The organism is Haloarchaeobius sp. HME9146 (genome assembly GCF_025399835.1).
In the GTDB taxonomy this organism is placed as follows: Archaea; Halobacteriota; Halobacteria; order Halobacteriales; family Natrialbaceae; genus Haloarchaeobius.
This window is the reverse complement of record NZ_JAODVR010000001.1, coordinates 2034498-2051687: the sequence shown is the minus strand read 5'-3', so window position 1 is coordinate 2051687 and position 17190 is coordinate 2034498. Positions and strand designations below refer to the sequence as shown.

Sequence of the window (17190 nt, the reverse complement as noted above, 5' to 3'; positions counted from 1 at the left end):
ACCCAGTCATTATATTTCGCCCCATGAGATAATACTCCGGCATCTTATCATTCTCCGGGCCAGCCAGGGGGCAGATACTGTACGAACATCTCGAGACGGCCACCGGATCTGACGATTCGAACGGTTCCGGTTCTCAGACGACCTTGAGCAATCGGTGCTCGTAGCGGCCGACCCGGACCTTCTGCCAGCCACGGAGCGACTCGTCGACCGCCTCGTCGTCGGTGTCGACGCGCAGCACGCCGACCCCGTCCAGCTTCTCGCGGGAGGCCACGACCGTGACCGTCGACTGGCGGATGACGTCGGGTGAGATCTGGTGGTTGCCACGGCCGAAGATGAACCCCTGCCCGCCGATGGGTGAGACGACGACCTCGTTCCGGTCCCCCAGCGCGGCGAGTATCTCGGCTTCGGTGCCATCGCGGACCAGCACCTCGCCGTCGCGCCACACGTCCACCCCGAGCGGTGACGGCTCGAAGCCGAGTTGGCGCTTGATGGCACCGACGGTACTGCCCGGACCGAGAACGTACGTCACGTCGGGGTCGGCCTCGCTGGCGAACCCGCCCGCGAGCGATTCGACGGTCCCGCCGCCGACCTGCTTCGAGGACTGGACCGCGTCGGCGACCGGCACCCGGACGACGGCCTTCAGTTCGGTGTGGACCTCGCCACCGCGGTAGGCGTCCTCGTCGATGTCGTTGACTTCGCGGTCGGCGACCCGGTCGAACGTGGCCGCGATGCGGCCCGCGTCCTTCGGCGTCACGCCGAACACGGAGGAGTAGATCTTCACGCCCGCGGGCACGCCCAGCATCGGCACGTCGCTCCCGGCGTCGTTGATGGTCTCGGCCACGTCCACCGCGGTCCCGTCGCCACCCACGAAGAACACGAGGTCGACCCCCTCGTCGAGGAACGCCCGGACGGCAGCCCTGGTGTCCGCTGCCGTCGTGTCCCCGGGACTGTCGGCGTCGTCGTTGGGGCGGTACACCACGGCGGCATCGAGGCCGGCCTCGGCGCACTCCGCTTCGCCCAGGTCGCCAGCCGCGGTGAAGACGGTCAGGTCGTCGGTCGCGGCTGCCCGGAGTGCGGACAGTGCCTCGACTGCTCGGCCCGGTGCGCGCTCTCTGGCTCCTCTCGCCCGTGCCTCGTCGACTTTCCCGTCGGTCCCCTTCAGGCCGACACGGCCACCCATGCCGGCGATAGGGTTGACGACGACCCCGATTCGCATACTCGGGCTTACGCCCTGGGGTGGAAAAAGGACCCGCTTCTGTGAGTGGTCGAGAGACGGAGCGTGAGACGGCTCGCCCTGCGACGGATGTGAACGCTTAAGCCACCGCAGTCGGTACGCCCCCGATATGAACGTCCTACTGGCGGAACACGTCCCCTTCGAAGGAATCGGCTGGGTGGTACTGGTTGCGAGCCTGCTCATCACGGTCGGCTGGCTCTACCACATCTACACGAACTGAACTGACGACACCGCTATTCCTGTCGGTCGCGTATCGACCGCATGGCAACAGAGCTACGCGTGGGGGAGCGGTCGGAGCACGTCGCGAAGAAGATCCTGGCACGACAGGCCATCCAGGACGTGTTCGTGGCGGGGAACCTCGACCGCGTCGACGACCTGTTCACGCCCGATGCCACCTTGCATCTCGACTGCTGGGGGACCGGCGTCACCGGGCGGCGCGCACTGCAGCGACACGTGACCCGACAGCACGAGATATTCTCCGACTGCGACGTGACGGTCCAGTCGCTGGTCATCGACGGTGACGAGGCGATGGCCTACTGTACGATGCGGGGCCGCCACACCGGGATGTTGCCCGTGCCGGGGCGTGGCCCGTTCGCCCCCACCGGTCGTATCTTCCAGGTGCCCACCGTCTTCCGGTTCCGCTTCGACGACGACCAGATCGCCGAGATATGGCGACTGGAGGACGCCCTCGGCGTGGGCGACCAGCTGGGTCTCGACCGTCGCGGGCCGCGTGACCTGGTGAAGTCGCTCGCCAAGACCATCCGAGAGGGGTTCCTGCGTAGCGGCGACTGACCCCAGACACGGGGTCGGCTCTTACTCTGGCTGTTCTTCCGGCGGGTCGACGCGCTCGTCGAGCCACGCCGCCGCCTCGGCGACGACCGACGCGTCCGGTCCCGAGAGCTTCACGCGAACGTGGTCACCGGGATAGCTCCCGACCTGCACGTCCTCGAAGCGCTCGCGGAGTTCGGCGAAGCGGTCGACGAGCTGGGACTCCGGTTCGCCCGCGTGGACCAGTTCGACGTGCTGGACCTCCCCGGCGAACTCGTCGGCCACCTCGGCGAACATGGCCTTCATCTCCGCCGGGACGCCCGGGAAGACGTACACGCTCTCGACCACGCACCCGGGCGCGACGCCCTCCTCGTTGTGGAGGACCCGGCACCCGACCGGGAGGTGGGTCGTCCCGTCGACGAGGTCGCCCGCGGCGTAGCCGCCGTGCTCGGTGAGCCAGGCGGCGGCCTCCTCGTTCTTCTCGACGTCGCGCCCGAACGCGGCCGCGACCCCCTCCATCGTCACGTCGTCGTGGGTCGGCCCGAGCCCACCCGTCACGAGCACGGCGTCGTAGGCGGCGTAGCTCTCGTTGACTATCTGGGCGATGTCCCCGATGTCGTCCGGGATGGTGAACACCCGTTCGACGCTGACACCACGCTCGGTCAACTCGCGACAGAGCCACGTGGCATTGGTGTTCTCGGTGTCGCCACTGAGGAGTTCGTCTCCGACGGTCACGACGGCTGCCTGCATGGCTCGTGGTTCGGTGTGGATGGTAAAAACGGCGTTCCTCTCGGCTGGACTCTCGGGTTGCGCACTGGAGACCGGACGACGGTGCCCGACCGAGGCTACCGCATCCCGGGCGGCGGGCCGTCGCCGTCGTCGCCCAGCTCGACGTTCATGCCGAGTTGCTCGCGCAACGCGGCGAGTGCCTTGATGCGGTACCAGTAGTAGGCCATCCCGCCGATGGTGACCAGCCCGAGGATGCCGACCGCGCCGGTGAAGATGTAGAAGTCACGCTCGAGGTAGTACTTCACCGTGATCGCGCCGGAGACCTCCTCCCACTCGAGGTGGACGCGGTTGTCCTGGACCGAGTACTCGTTGGCAGAGGGGACGACCTGTCCGAACAGGAAGAACTTGGTTCGCATCCCCGCCGGGAGGACGACCTCGTAGGAGCCCTCCATGTAGTTCAGCAGGCGGAAGTTCTTCGGCTCGGCCGGGGCGGTGAACGCGAGGGTCCCGTTCGTGGTCCCCTGGGCGTTCTTCGGCAGCACGACGTGGGTCTTGTAGTTGGTCTGGTACACCTCCAGTTCGGAGCCCTTGACCGTCGTCCCGTTGGGGTAGCGGAACCGGACCGCCGATATCTCGACAGGGTCCTCGTTGCTCAGGCCGCGGGTGTAGACCTCGAAATCCTTCTGGGAGGTGTTGTTCAGGTGGTACACCGCGTGGTAGGAGCCACCCGTGACGTTGACGTACACGTCGGTCGTCTCGGCGGTCTCGACCGGTTTCGGCACGTCGCCCGTGGTGTCCCAGTCGGGGACCTCGTCCCAGGCGTAGGTCGCGTTGCTGTCGAGCTGTTCGTCGGAGATACCGCCGCCGAAGATGCTGGTACAGCCGGCGCTCGCGACGAGGAGCACCAGCAGGCCAGCGCCGAGCAGCAGTCGTCGGTTCATGGTCCTACGGGACGACGCACTTGAGTTCGGCAGGCAGGTAGCTCCCGATGCTCGCGAGCAGGCCGGGCGCGTCGGTCTCCTCTCGGCAGATGATGGACTGTTCGAGCAGGCCGAGCCGTTCGACCGTGACGATGTCCTGGGCGTGACCGGCGCGGTTGACCGTCGCGCGCGTCTCGCCGCGGGTCGCGCTGTTGACGTTCACGCGGCCGGTGCCACGCGTCCAGTCGAACAGGCGGTCGCGCTCGCCGTCGGAGAGCCGCGAGGGCTCGTCGCCGCCGTAGACGAACTCCATGGGGAGGTGCTGGACCAGTCCGAAGCGGTTTCGGATCTGTTCCGGTCGCCCGATACCGAGTTCGAGCTGGTCGGCGGGGATGCGGACGTTCTGACCCGCGTCGAGGATGAACCCGTCGTCGTCCCAGTGTTCGAGGGTCCCGACGTAGGTTTCACCCTCCTGGAGGTCGGGGACGATCTCGCCCCACTCCTCGCGGAGGACGTTCCGGGCGGCGACCGCGTCGTCGCCGTCCAGTGTCACCGACGGGAACTCGTCGTTACGTAAACCGATGTCGTAGGTCACGTCGAGGTCGCCAACTGCGTTGTCCACGAGCGACCGGAGGCCGTCCATGGCACGCTCTCGGGCGTCGCCCTCGACGTACACTTTGGTCGCGAGTACGACCATTATGCGTTGCTTTCCACGTTCAGTTCGTCGCGAAGGTTCGCGATGCGTGATTCCATCGCCTCGACGAGGCGGGCATTGTCCATCGACTCGAGCGGCGACCCACATTCGGGGCACTCGAAGCCGAAGTCCATCGCTTCGCCGAACTCGAACCGGATGGAACAGACCTCACAGAGGTAGAACTCGTGGTCGCGTTCGTAGTCGTTCCGTTCGTCGAGTGCGTCGAGCAGGCGGTACATCTCTTCTTCCAGGTTCTCCGGGATGTTCTCGTACTGGAACGTCCACAGGTAGGTGAGCCAGCCGGAGTCCTCGTCGCGGACGCGGCGGTACGTCGCGAGGTCGTTCTCGTAGAGGATGAACAGCGCCCGGCGGACGTCGTTCAGCTCCAGGTCGAGCTCCTCGGCGAGCTCCTCGTCCGTGACCTCGCCGTCCGGCGGGGCCGCGGCCACTGGCATGCCCTTCGGGCCCACCAGTTCGTGGAGATATTTTTGGATGACGGGGTCTTCGAGCAGTCCCTCAAAAGCCATTATGTCGAAATGGGGGCCGTAAGCGGGTTAAATCTTGTTACTCGTCCGTGGGATTGCCGTCTTCTCCGTCCGCTGGTACGACCTTCTTTCCGGTGGCCTTCGGGACGACCGTGCTCTCGGCGTCCTCCCACTCGCGGTCGAGTTCCCGACCGTCGAACACGTGGTCGAGGAACACCGCGAGACCCGCCACCTCGGAGTGGGGCTGGTTCGTCACCGCGACGTTCCAGTCGGCGGCCTCGTAGATGTCGAACGGGACCTTCTCCGAGCCGACGACGACCAGTAGCGGCTCGTCGTCCTCGTCTCGCGAGGCACGAATCTCGTCCTCGACGTCCTGGACGCGCTCGCCGTACATCGTGAGGTGGGCGACGTTTCCGTCCCAGTTCCTGACCACGGATTTCGTCGACTCGACCAGTTCGACCTCGAAGGGGCCGCCGAACCGGCCCGTGATGTCCTCGACGGTCTGGCGGGACTGGTCGGCGTTGTCCGGGTAGATGACCCGGTCCGCACCGAGCGCGCGCGCCGTCAACCCGACGTGCGTCGTCATCCGGTCGTCACGGCCCGGGCGGTGTGCCAGCCGGACCACGGCGACCTCGGGTTCTCCTTGCATGGCCGTCGGTACTGGCGGCACCCGTTAGGGGGTTTCGTTTCGGGTCAGACGCCGAGGACCGGCAGCAGTTTCTTCCTGGAAGCAGTCGAACCACGACCGATGCCCCACGTCCCGAACCTCTTCGAACGCCTCTACATCCTCCGGGCCAACCGTGCGCCGGGCGCCATCTACGACTTGCTCGGCGGCGGGACCGTGAAGTCGGTCGCGCTTGCGGCCGAGTTCGGCGTGTTCGACGCGCTCGCCGACGGCCCGGCGACAGCCGACGACCTCGCGACCCGACTCGCCGCCCACGAGGAGACCCTCGACATGCTCTGTCGGTTCCTGGGCCGCGCCGGGTACCTCGATTCCGATGGGGATACCTACGCCCTTTCGGACCTCAGCGAGCGCTGGATGGTCGGCGACCCTGGCCTCGTGGACTGGTTCACTTTCTGGGATAGCGTGGTCTACCCGTTCTGGGACGACAACGCGACCGCGGTCCTGCGGACCGGCGAGCCCGAGCAGTCGGTGTACGAGTGGCTGGACGACCACCCCGACCGGTGGCCGACCGCCCAGCGGGGGTTCGAGGCGGTCGCGAAGCTCGCGCTCGATCCGGTGCTCGACAACGTCGACGTGAGGGGGAAGCGGCGGTTGGTCGACCTCGGCGGCGGCCACGGCCGGTACAGCATCGGCGCGTGTCGGGTGACCCCCGGCCTCGAGGCGACCGTCGTTGACTCACCGGTCGCGCTCGACGTGGCCCGGGCGAACGCGGCCGACGCCGGGCTCGCGGAGAGAATCCACACCATCGGCGGAGACCTGCTGGCCGACGACATCGGGTCCGGCTACGACCTCGCGTTCGCGTTCAACGTCGTCCATGGGTTCACGCCGGCCGAGAACCGGCGGCTGTTCGAGCGCACGGCCGACGCGCTGGACCCGGGCGGGAGCGTGGTTGTCATGGACCAGTTCGAGGGTGCGGGACCCATCGCGACCGCCCGGGCGATGAACGACTTCATCGGGTTCACGTACAGAGTACTCCTCGGCGGACGGGTCTACCGGTTCGAGCAGGTTGAGGCGTGGTTGCGAGAGGCAGGGTTCACCGACGTGGAGCGGGTCGACCTCCGGCGGGCGCCGGGCGTGACGCTGGTCACCGGGACGCTGCCTAAGTAGGACGGGACCAGAACGCACTTACTCACCGGCGGTCCAGCGTCTGTCATGAAGCTGACCGACAAGCGGGTCCTCGTCACCGGCGGCGCGGGACTCGTCGGCTCGCACCTCGCGGCACACCTCGCCGAGGACAACGACGTCCTCGTCGCAGACGACCTCTCGAAGGGGACACGCGACCAGGTCCCCGACACGGTCGAGTTCGAGAAAGCCGACATGTGTGACCCCGAGGACGTGGCCTCGGTGATCACCGAAGACACCGACATCGTGTTCCACTTCGCGGCCTACACCGACACCAACTTCGACGACGACCGCAAGCTGTTCGAGGAGAACGGCGCGATGACGTACAACGTCCTCGAACGCATGGAGGAGGTCGGCTGTGACAAGCTCGCCTTCACCTCGTCCTCGACGGTGTACGGCGAGGCCCCCATGCCGACCCCGGAGGACTTCGCGCCCCTCGAACCCATCTCCATCTACGGCTCCTCGAAGCTCGCAGACGAGGCCATCATCTCGACGTACGCGCACTCCTACGGCGTCCAGGCGTGGGTGTACCGCTTCGCCAACATCGTCGGGCCGAACCAGCGCGGGAACGTCGTCCCCGACTTCATCGAGAAGTTGCTGGAGAACCCGGACGAACTGACCATCCTGGGGAACGGCCTGCAGGAGAAGTCCTACCTCCACGTCGAGGAGTGCATCGACGCGATGTGCCACGTGGTCGAGCACGCCGAGAAGGACTACAACGTCTACAACCTGGGTACTCGCACCACGACCTCGGTCAACACCATCGCCGACATCGTCGCCGACGAGATGGGCCTCGACCCCGAGTACGAGTACACCGGCGGCGACCGGGGCTGGACCGGTGACGTGCCGAAGATGCGTCTCTCCATCGAGAAGCTCTCCGCGCTCGGCTGGGAGCCGAGCCAGTCCAGCGACGAAGCGGTCCGCGAGGCGACCCGGCAGCTGCTGACGGAACTGCGCGCCGAGTACGAGTAGGAACGTCCCGTCTCCTTCTGGTGGTCCCTCGGGTCGCTGTCGAGCGCAGCAGCCGCGTCGAGGCGGCCAGTTCCGGATTCGTGCTCCAGGCTGTCGATGAACTCGTCCGTACTGGTGAGTACCGCTCGGCGAACAGCGAAACGGCAGAAAGGCCGGGGAGTGTCGAAGGGTCGCCGAACCGTCGAGTCGTTCAGTTGTTCGACGAGTCGAGGTTCAGTGCGGCGGCGACGTCGAGGAGGCCGGCACCGGACTCGTTCGAGGCGAGGCCGATGTCCTCGGCCGAGCTGGTGAGCGTGTCGCGTGCCTGCGAGGCGGACGCGCCATCGGCCATCAGCTGGCCCGCGGCACCGGAGACCGTCGGGCAGGCCATCGAGGTGCCCGAGAACGTGTCGTAGCTGCCGCCGGGGACGGTCGAGAAGATGTCCGAACCGGGCGCAGCGATCTCGACCTCGGAACCGGTCGAGGAGAACGACGAGAGGTCGTCCGAGGAGTTCGTCGAGCCCACGGCGACGACCTCGGGGTAGGCGGCCGGGTAGCCGACACAGTCGGTACACGGACCGGAGTTGCCAGCCGCCGCGATGAGCAGGACGCCCTTGCTGTCGGCGTACTGGACCGCGTCACGGAGCGCCGAGGAGCCCGAGGAACCGCCCAGGCTCATGCTGGCGACGTCCCAGCCCTGGTCGGCGACGTACTCGACACCGGCGGCGATGTCGGAGAACGACCCGGACCCGCGGCTGTCGAGGACCTTGACGGCGTGCAGGGTCGCCTCGGTGGAGACACCCACCACACCCTGGGAGTTGTCGTCCGCACCCGCGATACCGGCACAGTGCGTGCCGTGCTCGTTGTCGTCGTCCCAGTCGTAGTTGCAGCTCTTGCCCTTGCACTTCGCGAACGCGGTACCAGAGCCGAGGTTGGCCTGGAGGTCGGGGTGGTCCGAGTCGATCCCCGTGTCGAGGATGGCGATGTCGGCACCGGCGCCCGTGTTCCCGTTGGCGTGTGCGACCTCGGCGTCGACGCGGTCGATGCCCCACGGCAGGGTCTGACTCGTGTCGCCGCCGCCACCGCCGTCGGAGTCCTTGCAGTCCGGCCACGGGCTACACTTGCCCGGGGGCTTGTACGTGCTCGGCTGGTGCGGGATGGCGAACATCCGGCCGTTCGGTTCGACGTAGCGGATGTTCGGGTTCTTCTGCAGCCCTTTCACTGCCTTCTCCGGGACCTCGATGGTCATCGCATCGAAGTTGAAGCGTCGGTTGACGCTCTTGGCCGCCTTCTCGGCCCGTGCACGACCCCGTGCACCGTCGAACCCGACGTTTACCTCGACGAAGTCGCCACCTGCTCCGGCCTTCGCCTGTGTCATGCCGACGATTCCCGTCGCCGTGAGTGCCCCACCCGTGGTTTTCAGCAGCCGCCGCCGCGACATCTGACTGTTGTTGTCTGCCATGTCCATCGTTGACGAGACCCCACCTACAATTAAAACTTTTGTTCTAACCGTGAAATTAGCCATACAATTTAGATAATTTTGTAATAAGGAGTGTTGGAATACTATCGTCATCGTCTCTTCGGCCCGAAAACTAGTTCTTCCAAAAATAAACCTCTGGAAAAAACCTTGCCAGGCGAACCAGCAGCCGAGGCGGCTGGTGCGACCGTGTCGGTCTGGTCGCTGGCTCGTGCCGGTCTCAGTTGTCCGACGAGTCGAGATTCAGTGCGGCGGCGACGTCGAGGAGGCCGGCCCCGGACTCGTTGCTGGCGAGCCCGATGTCCTCTGCCGCGCTCTTCAGGGTCGAGCGCGCGTTGTCGTTCGAGCTGCCGGTCGCCATGAGCTGTCCGGCCGCCCCGGAGACGTGCGGGCACGCCATCGAGGTCCCGGAGAAGGTGTCGTAGCCGCCGGGCACCGTCGAGTAGATGGACGAGCCGGGCGCGGCGATCTCGACCTCCGGCCCCGTCGAGGAGAACGACGATAGCCCGTCCGAGTCGTTCGTCGAGGACACGGCGACGACCTCGGAGTAGGCCGCCGGGTACCCCACACAGTCGGAGCACGGCCCGGAGTTGCCAGCCGCCGCGATGAGCAGGACGCCCTTGCTGTCGGCGTAGGTACACGCATCCTTCACGGCCTGCGAACCGGAGGAGGCACCGAGACTCATGCTCCCGACGTCCCAGCCCTGGTCGGCGACGTACTCGATACCGGCAGCCACGTCGGAGAAGCTCCCCGACCCGCGCTTGTCGAGGACCTTGACCGCGTGGAGGGTGGCCTCCGTCGAGACCCCGACCACACCCTGGGAGTTGTCGTCCGCGCCCGCGATGCCGGCACAGTGCGTGCCGTGGTCGTTGTCGTCGTCCCAGCTCGTGGTGCAGCTGCCGCCGCGGCAACTGACGAACGCCTTCCCCGTCCCGAGGTTGGCCTCCAGGTCGGGGTGGTCGGCATCGATACCGCTGTCGATGATTGCGATGTCGGCACCAGCGCCCGTGTCCCCGTTCGCGTGCGCGACCTCGGCATCCACCCGGTCGATCCCCCACGGCAGGGTCTGGCTGGTGTCACCGCCGCCGCCATCGTCATCGCAGCTCGGCCAGGGCGAGCACGCGCCTGGTGGCGCGCGGGTTCCCGGTCGGTTCGGGATGGCGTGCATCAGCCCGTTCTTCTCGACGTAGCGGATGTTCGGATTGCGGTCGAGCGCACTGACCGCCTTCGCTGGCAGTTCCACGGTCATCGCATCGAACGCGAACCGACGTGTGACCGAGGATGCGGCCCGTTCGACGGCGCGCTGGCCACTCGGGCCGTCGAACCCGACGTTGACCTCGACGGTGTCGCCGGCGGCTGCCTGTGACAGCCCTGTGAGCGACGCCGCGGTCAGGGTCCCCCCTGTCGTCTTGAGCAATCTGCGCCTCGTGACACGCCCCTCCTTTCGTGACATGACAACATGTACCACACACCGTTGGTAATTAATATTTTGGATTCCTGGAGAGTACACCGCCAGCTACTGGTTAGAACACCAACACGACCGCAGAAGAGGGGACCAGTGAAAGTTCAGTTGTCCGAGGAGTCGAGGCCGAGCGAGGCAGCAGCGTCGAGCAGGCCGGCACCGGACTCGTTCGAGGAGAGGCCGATGTCCTCGGCCGTGCTCGTCAGCTGGTCGCGCGCCTCGGAAGCCGTGTAGCCGTTGGCCATCAGCAGGCCGGCAGCGCCGGCGACGTGCGGCGTCGCCATCGAGGTGCCCGAGTAGGTGTCGTAGCCGCCGTTGGACGCGACGGAGGAGTAGATGTCCGTCCCGGGTGCGGCGATCTCGACCTCCGGTCCCGTCGAGGAGAAGTCCGAGAGGGTGTCGTCGGAGGCGGTGGAAGAGACGGCCATGACCTCGGGGTAGGCGGCCGGGTAGCCGACACAGTCGGTACACGGGCCGGAGTTACCCGCCGCACCGACGAGCAACACGCCCGCGTTCACGGCGTACTGGCAGGCGTCACGGAGCGCCGAGGAGCCCGAGGAGGCACCGAGGCTCATGCTCCCGACGTCCCAGCCCTGGTCGGCGACGTACTCGACACCGGCGGCGATGTCGGAGAACGAGCCGGAGCCACACTTGTCGAGGACCTTCACGGCGTGCAGGGTCGCCTCCGTGGAGACGCCGATGACGCCCTCGGTGTTGTCGACCGCGTTCGCGATGCCGGCACAGTGGGTCCCGTGGTTGTTGTCGTCGTCCCAGGACTGGTAGCAGGTGTTGTCGGCGGGCTTCGCACCGAAACGACAGCCACCTTTCGTGCTACAGGAGACGAAGGATTTGCCCGAGCCGATGTTGGCCTGCAGGTCGGGGTGGTCCGAGTCGATACCCGTGTCGAGGATGGCGATGTCGGCGCCCGACCCTGTCTCGCCGTTGGCGTGTGCCACGTCGGCGTCGACGCGGTCGATGCCCCAGCCCTCCGTCTCGGCGAGGGCGTGCATGGTCCCGTTCTCTTCGACGTAACGGATGTTGGGGTTCCGTGCGAGCGCCTCCGCCCCCTTCTTCGGCAGCTGGATCGTGGCGGCGTCGAAGTTGAACTCGCGGACGACGTCGTCAGCCGCGCTGAGCGTGGCGTTGCGTCCGCTCGGGCCGTCGAACCCGACGTTCACCTCGACCTTGTCGGCCGGCTTGGCCGAACTGAGGCCGACGATGCCCGCGCTCGCGAGAGCGCCGGTGGTCGCTTGCAGGATGGTACGCCGTGACGGTTGTGAGTCTTTGTCAGACATCCAGCCAACGGTAATCACCATCGGGTACATATAGTTTGGGTTCTGCCTCGAACGGCCACTAGATTTAACAATAATACTTCTAATCGCTAATTCTACTCGCTATTGATTCATATTCGACTAGCTAATTTAGAAAATAAATCGCAATACTTGCCAGAAACATTCCACGTCTGCGTGGCTGCTCCGGAGACGAACCAGATAGAATCACCGGAAAATCGACCGCGCTGTGGGTTCGAGATCCGGCGCGCGACAGCGCCGGCGTGACCGCCTAGACAGAGAACTCCGCCGACGCCTCGCAGTCCGAATTCGACGCCGACAGGAACGCCTCGGCGACGTACTCCCCGGGCTCGGGGTCCTCCCAGACGCACTCGTAGGTGACGTGGTCGCCCGGTGGGATGGTCTCTTGCTGGAGCATCTGCATGAACATCTGGCCCTCGCTCCAGCACCAGACCTGGGTGTCCTCGTCTTCGATGACGAGCACGTCGTGGGTCTGGCCATCGGAGAACTGGAGTTCGACGGGGTCGCTACCGGTGTTCTCGACGGTGAACGTGAACGTAACACCGTCGGCTGTCGACGCCGCCTCGAGTGTGCCCGAGAGTGACATACGGCGGGGTACTGTCGGGGGCGACATAGGTTTTGTCCGTGAACCCGGCACATCTATATCCGCCGTCGGCATAACCGGAAGCTATCTATGGAGATGGAGTTCGAGCCCGACCGACCCCGCGGCTTCCTGTCCCCGGCGGACCGCGAGTACCTGCTCGGGTTGACCGAGATGACACACGAGCAGTCGAAGCGCAACGCCGAGGCGCGCATCCGCAACCGGGTGACGAACGGCATCGTGGACTTCTACCTGCTGATCCGGAACTTAGAGCGCAAGGACCGTCGCCAGATATTCGAGAAGGGCCTGGACGACCCCGCCTTCGAGTACGGCCTTGTCGGGATGCTGGCGTTCAGCTACATGGGGCTGAAAGAGACCGGCATGGACTTCGAGCACGTGCTCGCCCCGGCCATCACGCGGGCAGAGGAGGCCTACGCCGCCGAAGGCTTCGGAACGACGGTCGACGTGACCGTCTCCCTCGACGTGCAGGTCGAGCGCCGGGAGGAACTGGACTCGGTCGCCGCCCGTCTGAAGGCCGGTGAACCGGTCGCCCCCGACGAGTTCATGTCCGTGATGGCCGGCGACGACGAGGTCCTCGACCATCTCGACGCCGTGACGCTGGACATGTCGAAGGGGACTCTGGGGATGGACGACGAAGAGTACGTCCAGCGCGTCGGGGCGTTCCTCGGGAGCGACCCGGAGTGGCTGGACGACGACCTGGTCAGGATTCCGGTCGCGAAGTAGGCGGCCTCACTCGGGGACGGCGCGACCCCAGAGCACCAGCAGGCTCGGGAAGACGAGGACCGCCGCCACGAACGCGAATACGATGGCGAGGCCGATGACGATACCGAAGCGCTGGAGCGACGGGACGATGGCGAGCGCGAGCACCGAGAACCCGGACGCCGTCGTCACGGCACTCCCGAGGAGCGCGCCGCCGGTCCCGCCGACGGTGGCCGAGACCGCGTCGTCGACGCTTCCCAGTCGCTCGAGTTCGTCGGTGAAGCGCTCGGACATGTGGATGCTGTAGTCGACGCCGAGGCCGATTCCCAAACTGGTGATGAGCGCGGTCTGGGCGTTGAACGGGATCTTCAGGAGCCACATCGCCCCCAGCACCCACGCCAGGGAGAGGACGACGGGGAGGAGGGTGACGGCCCCGAGCGACCCGTACCCGGTGAAGAGCCGGTACCCGATGACGAGGACCGCCAGCACGGCCAGCACCGTGACGACGAGGGTGACGACGACCGTCTCGAGCAGTCCGTCCTGGATGATGGCGGTGAGGACGGGCTGGCCGGTCGCGGTGGCGGTGAGGCCGTTGCCCTGGACCGGTTCGACCGCGGCCTGCATCTCGTCTCTGACCTGCGGGACCGGCGAGCCACCCTGGATGGCGACCTGCATGCGCAGTGCGACGTACTCGCCGTCGTCCCGGGCGATGACGCGCCGAGCATCGTCGGGCGACACCTGATAGAGCTGGTCGTAGACCGCCTGCAGGTTCCGGTCGGGGACGCCGTCACCGTCTGTGTCCGCGTCTGCGACCGTCTCGGCGAAGGAGTCGTTCCGGGCGGCGACCTGCTGGATGGTCGAGAGCGGCCCGACGATTCGGGGCTCCCCGTCGGCGAGCGTGATGACGGTCTCGCTGTCGCGCACCCGGTCGCGCACCTGCTGGACACGTTCCAGGGTGTCCGGGTCGGTTATCGACCCGCCCGATTCCTGGATGAGCAACTCGGCCTTCGAGGACGAGTCCTGCTGGAGGAACTTCCCGTTGATGTACTCCGCGTTCTGTCTGATGTTGTACTCGCCGGGCGAGAACGGCTCCGGTAACTCCTTCATCCAGCCCGGCGGCTCCTCGGTAAGGAAGTCGCTCCGGTCGAAGCTGGTGTCGACCTGGGTCGCGCCGTAGGCCCCGCCCGCGCTGAGCAGGAGAGCGACGAGCAGGACTGCGATGGGGGCGCGCTTCGCGCCGATGCTCCCGATGGCGAGCAGGCGGCCAACCCCGCGGCCCTCCCCGCCGAAGGGTTTCTTGCGCCGGTCGAACCCGAACCGTTCGAGCAGGCCGTCGACCTCGACCTTGAGCGCGGGAATCAGCGCCCCGAAGACGAAGAGCGCGGCGACGATGCCGGCCGCACTCGTCAGCCCGAAGTTCTGGAGCGGTGGCAGCGGGCTGGAGAGGTTCGAGAGGAACCCGATGGACGTGGTGACCGTCACCCAGACCAGGGCGACGCCGACGCCCGCGAGGGCCCGCTTCATCGTCACGCCGACCGAGGCGTCCGGGTCCTCCTCGCGCGCCTCGCGGTGGCGCATGAACACGTGGATGGCGTAGTCGATAGCCAGCCCGATGAGCAGGATGGGCACCGCGATGAGCGTCGTCGAGAAGTCGATGCCGGCCCAGCCCATGAACCCCTGCATCCAGACGAGCACGAGGCCGATGCCCAGGGTACTCAGGACGATGTCGACGAGGTCCCGGTAGGCGATGACCAGCGTGACGATGACGAGGATCAGTGCCAGCGGCCCGATGATGGTGAAGCTGTCACCGATGGACCGCCCCGTCTCGTCGTTCACGATACCGATGCCGAAGACGAACGAGTCGCTGCCGAGGTCGTCCTCGGCCATGTCCTGCACGGCGAGTTGCCCCGCGGCCACGTCCTCGGGGAGGTCGGTCCCGCCAGACTCCGCGGGGACCGACTGGAAGACGAGCATCACGCGGGCGTCGGCGGTGGTCGAGCCGGGGTCGTAGTCGATGGGCATGAGCGCGAGCGCGTCACCGCCGGGGGCGGCACCGCCGTCCCCGCCCTGCGAACTGTCGCCGAGGATTGCACTGACGAGGCTGTCGACCTCGGACTCGTTCAGGGACTCGACGGCCGATATCTGTTCGTCGAGCGAGGGCGCTGCGGGCGGTGCCTGTCCACCCTCGCCAGCGCCACCGGAACCGTCCCCCGCTTGCCCACCCTGGGCACGCTCGCGCTGGATGGCCGCGATGGCGACCGCGTTGGACACGTCGACGACCGCGGGTGTGTCGGCGAGCGTCCCGTCGACGGTCTCGTTCTCGTACAGTGCCTGCTGGAAGCGCAACGTCGAGAGCAACGACTCCTTCGACAGGACGTTGTCGCCACGGACCACGACCTGGACGGTGGTCCGGTTCTGGCCCTCGGTCCGGAAGTTCTGCTCGATGTACTCCAGCTTGTCCGCGGCCTCGGTCTCGGTCTGGAAGCTGTCCATCGAGGCCGACTGGTCGACCTGCGAGGCACCGCTCCCGACGACGAGCGTGGCGATGAACAGGAGGACGATGACTAGCTTGCTGTGTTCGACGATGGCCTCGGCGATGCGGTCCGCGTTCACGTCGGGCCCACCTCGCTGGGCGATACCCGAGAGAACTGATGTGTCGTCATATTCCGCGCTTCGACGGTCCGATAGAAAACCGTTATGATAAACGAGTTAGGGTATAATCGTTTTCAGATTATAACTCGTCGAACGACACGACTTTACCCCGAACAGCGCTACCTCGGCGTGTGCAGATCGTCGGCTACGAGACCGAGCGCGAGTCGCGCGCGCCGGCCCTGGTGTTCGCCGAGGACGGGACGACGACCCGCCAGCGCCTCGACCCGGGGGCCGAGTTCGCGTACACCCTGGGCGACCGCTGGTGTGCGGGTGCCCTCTCCGACGAGGAACACCGCCCGTGCGACCGCGACGAGACGCCCTACTGCTACCAGCACCAGCGCACCTGGCAGTGTGCAATCTGTACGGGCGACTGCGACAAACCGCTCGACAGCTGCGAGGAGGAACACGCGGTCTATCTGGCCGCGTTCGCCCCGGACACGTTCAAGGTCGGCGTCACCCGCTCGTGGCGGCTGGAGACGCGCCTCCGCGAGCAGGGGGCCGACCGGGCCGCCCACATCCACACCGTCTCCGACGGCCGCATCGCCCGGCAACTGGAGGCCGAACACGCCCGGGAGGTGCCCCTGCGGGACCGGGTCCGCGTCCCCACGAAACTCGCCGGGTTCGGAACCACGGTCGACGAACCGGCCTGGACCGACCTCCTCGCGAGGTTCGACCCCATCGAGACGTTCACCTTCGACTACGGCCTCGACCTGTCGGTCCAGCCGGTCGCCGAGACCGTCCTGGCCGGCGAGGTCGTCGGCGTGAAAGGGCGGGTGCTGGTGCTGGACAACGCCGGCACGACCTACGCCGTCGACCTCCGCGACCTGGTCGGCTACGGCGTCGAGGAGCGGGCACCCGAGCGCGACCTGCAGTCGAGTCTCGCCGTCTTCTCCTGAACGGCCGACAGGTGGCGACCGACCCACCTGCCCGCGAGAAAAACCCTTTTCGGTACGGAGATGGAACGCGACGGTATGGCAAACGACGAAGACCACAGCGAAGAGGCCCCGGGCGAAGAAGCAGGCGAGGAGGACGGAGAGTCCAAGTCGTTCCGAGAGCGTGTCGAGGAGATTCGACAGCGACGCGAGGAGGAGTCCGACGAGGACCGACGCGAGCGCATGGAAGAGATGATGGGCGGCGGCGGTGGCGGCCCCGGTATGGGCGGCGGCCCCGGCGGTCCCGGCGGTATGGGTGGCGGCAACCCGTTCGCCCAGATGATGGGCGGCATGATGGGTGGCGGTCCCGGCGGCCCCGGCGGTCGTGGCGAGGAAGGCGGTGCCGACAACGAGGAACTGGTCCGTGAGGTCCGCCAGATGCGTGACGAACTCCGCGACCAGACCCGCGCGCTCAAGCGCATCGCGGACGCGCTCGAAGACCGATAACCGCTCCGTCACTTTTTTGTCG

The 17190-nt window shown here is 66.7% G+C and carries 17 protein-coding genes; 6 read left to right on the top strand and 11 right to left on the bottom strand.

Annotated features, from left to right (window positions below):
- Nucleotides 1-133: 133 nt before the first annotated feature.
- The gene (locus N6C22_RS10590; RefSeq protein WP_261651073.1) at nucleotides 134-1216 is read right to left on the bottom strand and encodes an ATP-NAD kinase family protein; all 1083 of its coding nucleotides are present in this window, start codon (nucleotides 1214-1216) and stop codon (nucleotides 134-136) included.
- Between the two features lie 279 nt (nucleotides 1217-1495).
- Between N6C22_RS10590 and N6C22_RS10585 the strand changes: the two genes are divergently transcribed.
- A complete protein-coding gene (locus N6C22_RS10585) occupies nucleotides 1496-2026 on the top strand; it encodes an ester cyclase (protein ID WP_261651072.1) in 531 nt (176 codons plus the stop codon).
- 21 nt (nucleotides 2027-2047) lie between these two features.
- Here N6C22_RS10585 and N6C22_RS10580 read toward each other — a convergent pair whose 3' ends face one another.
- From N6C22_RS10580 to N6C22_RS10560, 5 genes are all read right to left on the bottom strand, one after another.
- The gene (locus N6C22_RS10580; RefSeq protein ID WP_261651071.1) at nucleotides 2048-2752 is read right to left on the bottom strand and encodes a molybdopterin-binding protein; all 705 of its coding nucleotides are present in this window, start codon (nucleotides 2750-2752) and stop codon (nucleotides 2048-2050) included.
- 95 nt (nucleotides 2753-2847) lie between these two features.
- Nucleotides 2848-3672, bottom strand: coding sequence for a DUF5803 family protein (locus tag N6C22_RS10575; protein WP_261651070.1), 825 nt, complete (start codon nucleotides 3670-3672; stop codon nucleotides 2848-2850).
- A 4-nt stretch (nucleotides 3673-3676) separates the two neighbouring features.
- Complete coding sequence (locus N6C22_RS10570; RefSeq protein WP_261651069.1) at nucleotides 3677-4348, bottom strand: DUF2110 family protein; 672 nt, start codon at nucleotides 4346-4348, stop codon at nucleotides 3677-3679.
- Nucleotides 4348-4872, bottom strand: coding sequence for a transcription factor (locus N6C22_RS10565; protein ID WP_261651068.1), 525 nt, complete (start codon nucleotides 4870-4872; stop codon nucleotides 4348-4350). The genes N6C22_RS10570 and N6C22_RS10565 overlap by 1 nt, the downstream gene beginning before the upstream one ends.
- A gap of 37 nt (nucleotides 4873-4909) precedes the next feature.
- Nucleotides 4910-5479: a tRNA (cytidine(56)-2'-O)-methyltransferase gene (locus N6C22_RS10560; RefSeq protein WP_261651067.1), complete on the bottom strand. Its 570-nt coding sequence runs from the start codon at nucleotides 5477-5479 to the stop codon at nucleotides 4910-4912.
- 99 nt (nucleotides 5480-5578) lie between these two features.
- Between N6C22_RS10560 and N6C22_RS10555 the strand changes: the two genes are divergently transcribed.
- Entirely contained in the window at nucleotides 5579-6622 is a 1044-nt protein-coding gene (locus tag N6C22_RS10555; protein ID WP_261651066.1) for an acetylserotonin O-methyltransferase, read from the top strand.
- Between the two features lie 45 nt (nucleotides 6623-6667).
- Complete coding sequence (locus tag N6C22_RS10550) at nucleotides 6668-7609, top strand: NAD-dependent epimerase/dehydratase family protein (protein ID WP_261651065.1); 942 nt, start codon at nucleotides 6668-6670, stop codon at nucleotides 7607-7609.
- Between the two features lie 190 nt (nucleotides 7610-7799).
- On the opposite strand, the gene N6C22_RS10545 is transcribed toward N6C22_RS10550, so the two are convergent.
- The 4 genes from N6C22_RS10545 to N6C22_RS10530 all read right to left on the bottom strand — a co-directional run bounded on the left by N6C22_RS10545 (nucleotide 7800) and on the right by N6C22_RS10530 (nucleotide 12423).
- On the bottom strand, nucleotides 7800-9050 hold the full coding sequence (locus N6C22_RS10545; RefSeq protein ID WP_369684436.1) for a S8 family peptidase: 1251 nt from the start codon (nucleotides 9048-9050) through the stop codon (nucleotides 7800-7802).
- 235 nt (nucleotides 9051-9285) lie between these two features.
- Nucleotides 9286-10518, bottom strand: a complete 1233-nt coding sequence (locus N6C22_RS10540) for a S8 family peptidase (protein WP_261651063.1) — start codon at nucleotides 10516-10518, stop codon at nucleotides 9286-9288.
- 113 nt (nucleotides 10519-10631) lie between these two features.
- Nucleotides 10632-11822: a S8 family peptidase gene (locus N6C22_RS10535; RefSeq protein ID WP_261651062.1), complete on the bottom strand. Its 1191-nt coding sequence runs from the start codon at nucleotides 11820-11822 to the stop codon at nucleotides 10632-10634.
- Between the two features lie 265 nt (nucleotides 11823-12087).
- Nucleotides 12088-12423 carry a BsuPI-related putative proteinase inhibitor gene (locus tag N6C22_RS10530; protein ID WP_261651061.1) on the bottom strand — a complete coding sequence of 112 codons (336 nt, stop codon included), beginning with the start codon at nucleotides 12421-12423 and terminating at the stop codon, nucleotides 12088-12090.
- 87 nt (nucleotides 12424-12510) lie between these two features.
- On the opposite strand from N6C22_RS10530, the gene N6C22_RS10525 reads away from it, so the two are divergent.
- Complete coding sequence (locus N6C22_RS10525; RefSeq protein ID WP_261651060.1) at nucleotides 12511-13161, top strand: hypothetical protein; 651 nt, start codon at nucleotides 12511-12513, stop codon at nucleotides 13159-13161.
- A gap of 6 nt (nucleotides 13162-13167) precedes the next feature.
- On the opposite strand, the gene N6C22_RS10520 is transcribed toward N6C22_RS10525, so the two are convergent.
- Nucleotides 13168-15750 (bottom strand): MMPL family transporter, encoded by a 2583-nt coding sequence (locus tag N6C22_RS10520; RefSeq protein WP_261651059.1) that lies wholly within the window; start codon nucleotides 15748-15750, stop codon nucleotides 13168-13170.
- Nucleotides 15751-15920: 170 nt separating this feature from the next.
- On the opposite strand from N6C22_RS10520, the gene N6C22_RS10515 reads away from it, so the two are divergent.
- Both N6C22_RS10515 and N6C22_RS10510 read left to right on the top strand, forming a co-directional pair.
- Nucleotides 15921-16685 (top strand): DUF2797 domain-containing protein, encoded by a 765-nt coding sequence (locus tag N6C22_RS10515; RefSeq protein ID WP_261651058.1) that lies wholly within the window; start codon nucleotides 15921-15923, stop codon nucleotides 16683-16685.
- A gap of 75 nt (nucleotides 16686-16760) precedes the next feature.
- Complete coding sequence (locus N6C22_RS10510; RefSeq protein ID WP_261651057.1) at nucleotides 16761-17168, top strand: hypothetical protein; 408 nt, start codon at nucleotides 16761-16763, stop codon at nucleotides 17166-17168.
- The last annotated feature ends 22 nt before the right edge of the window (nucleotides 17169-17190 follow it).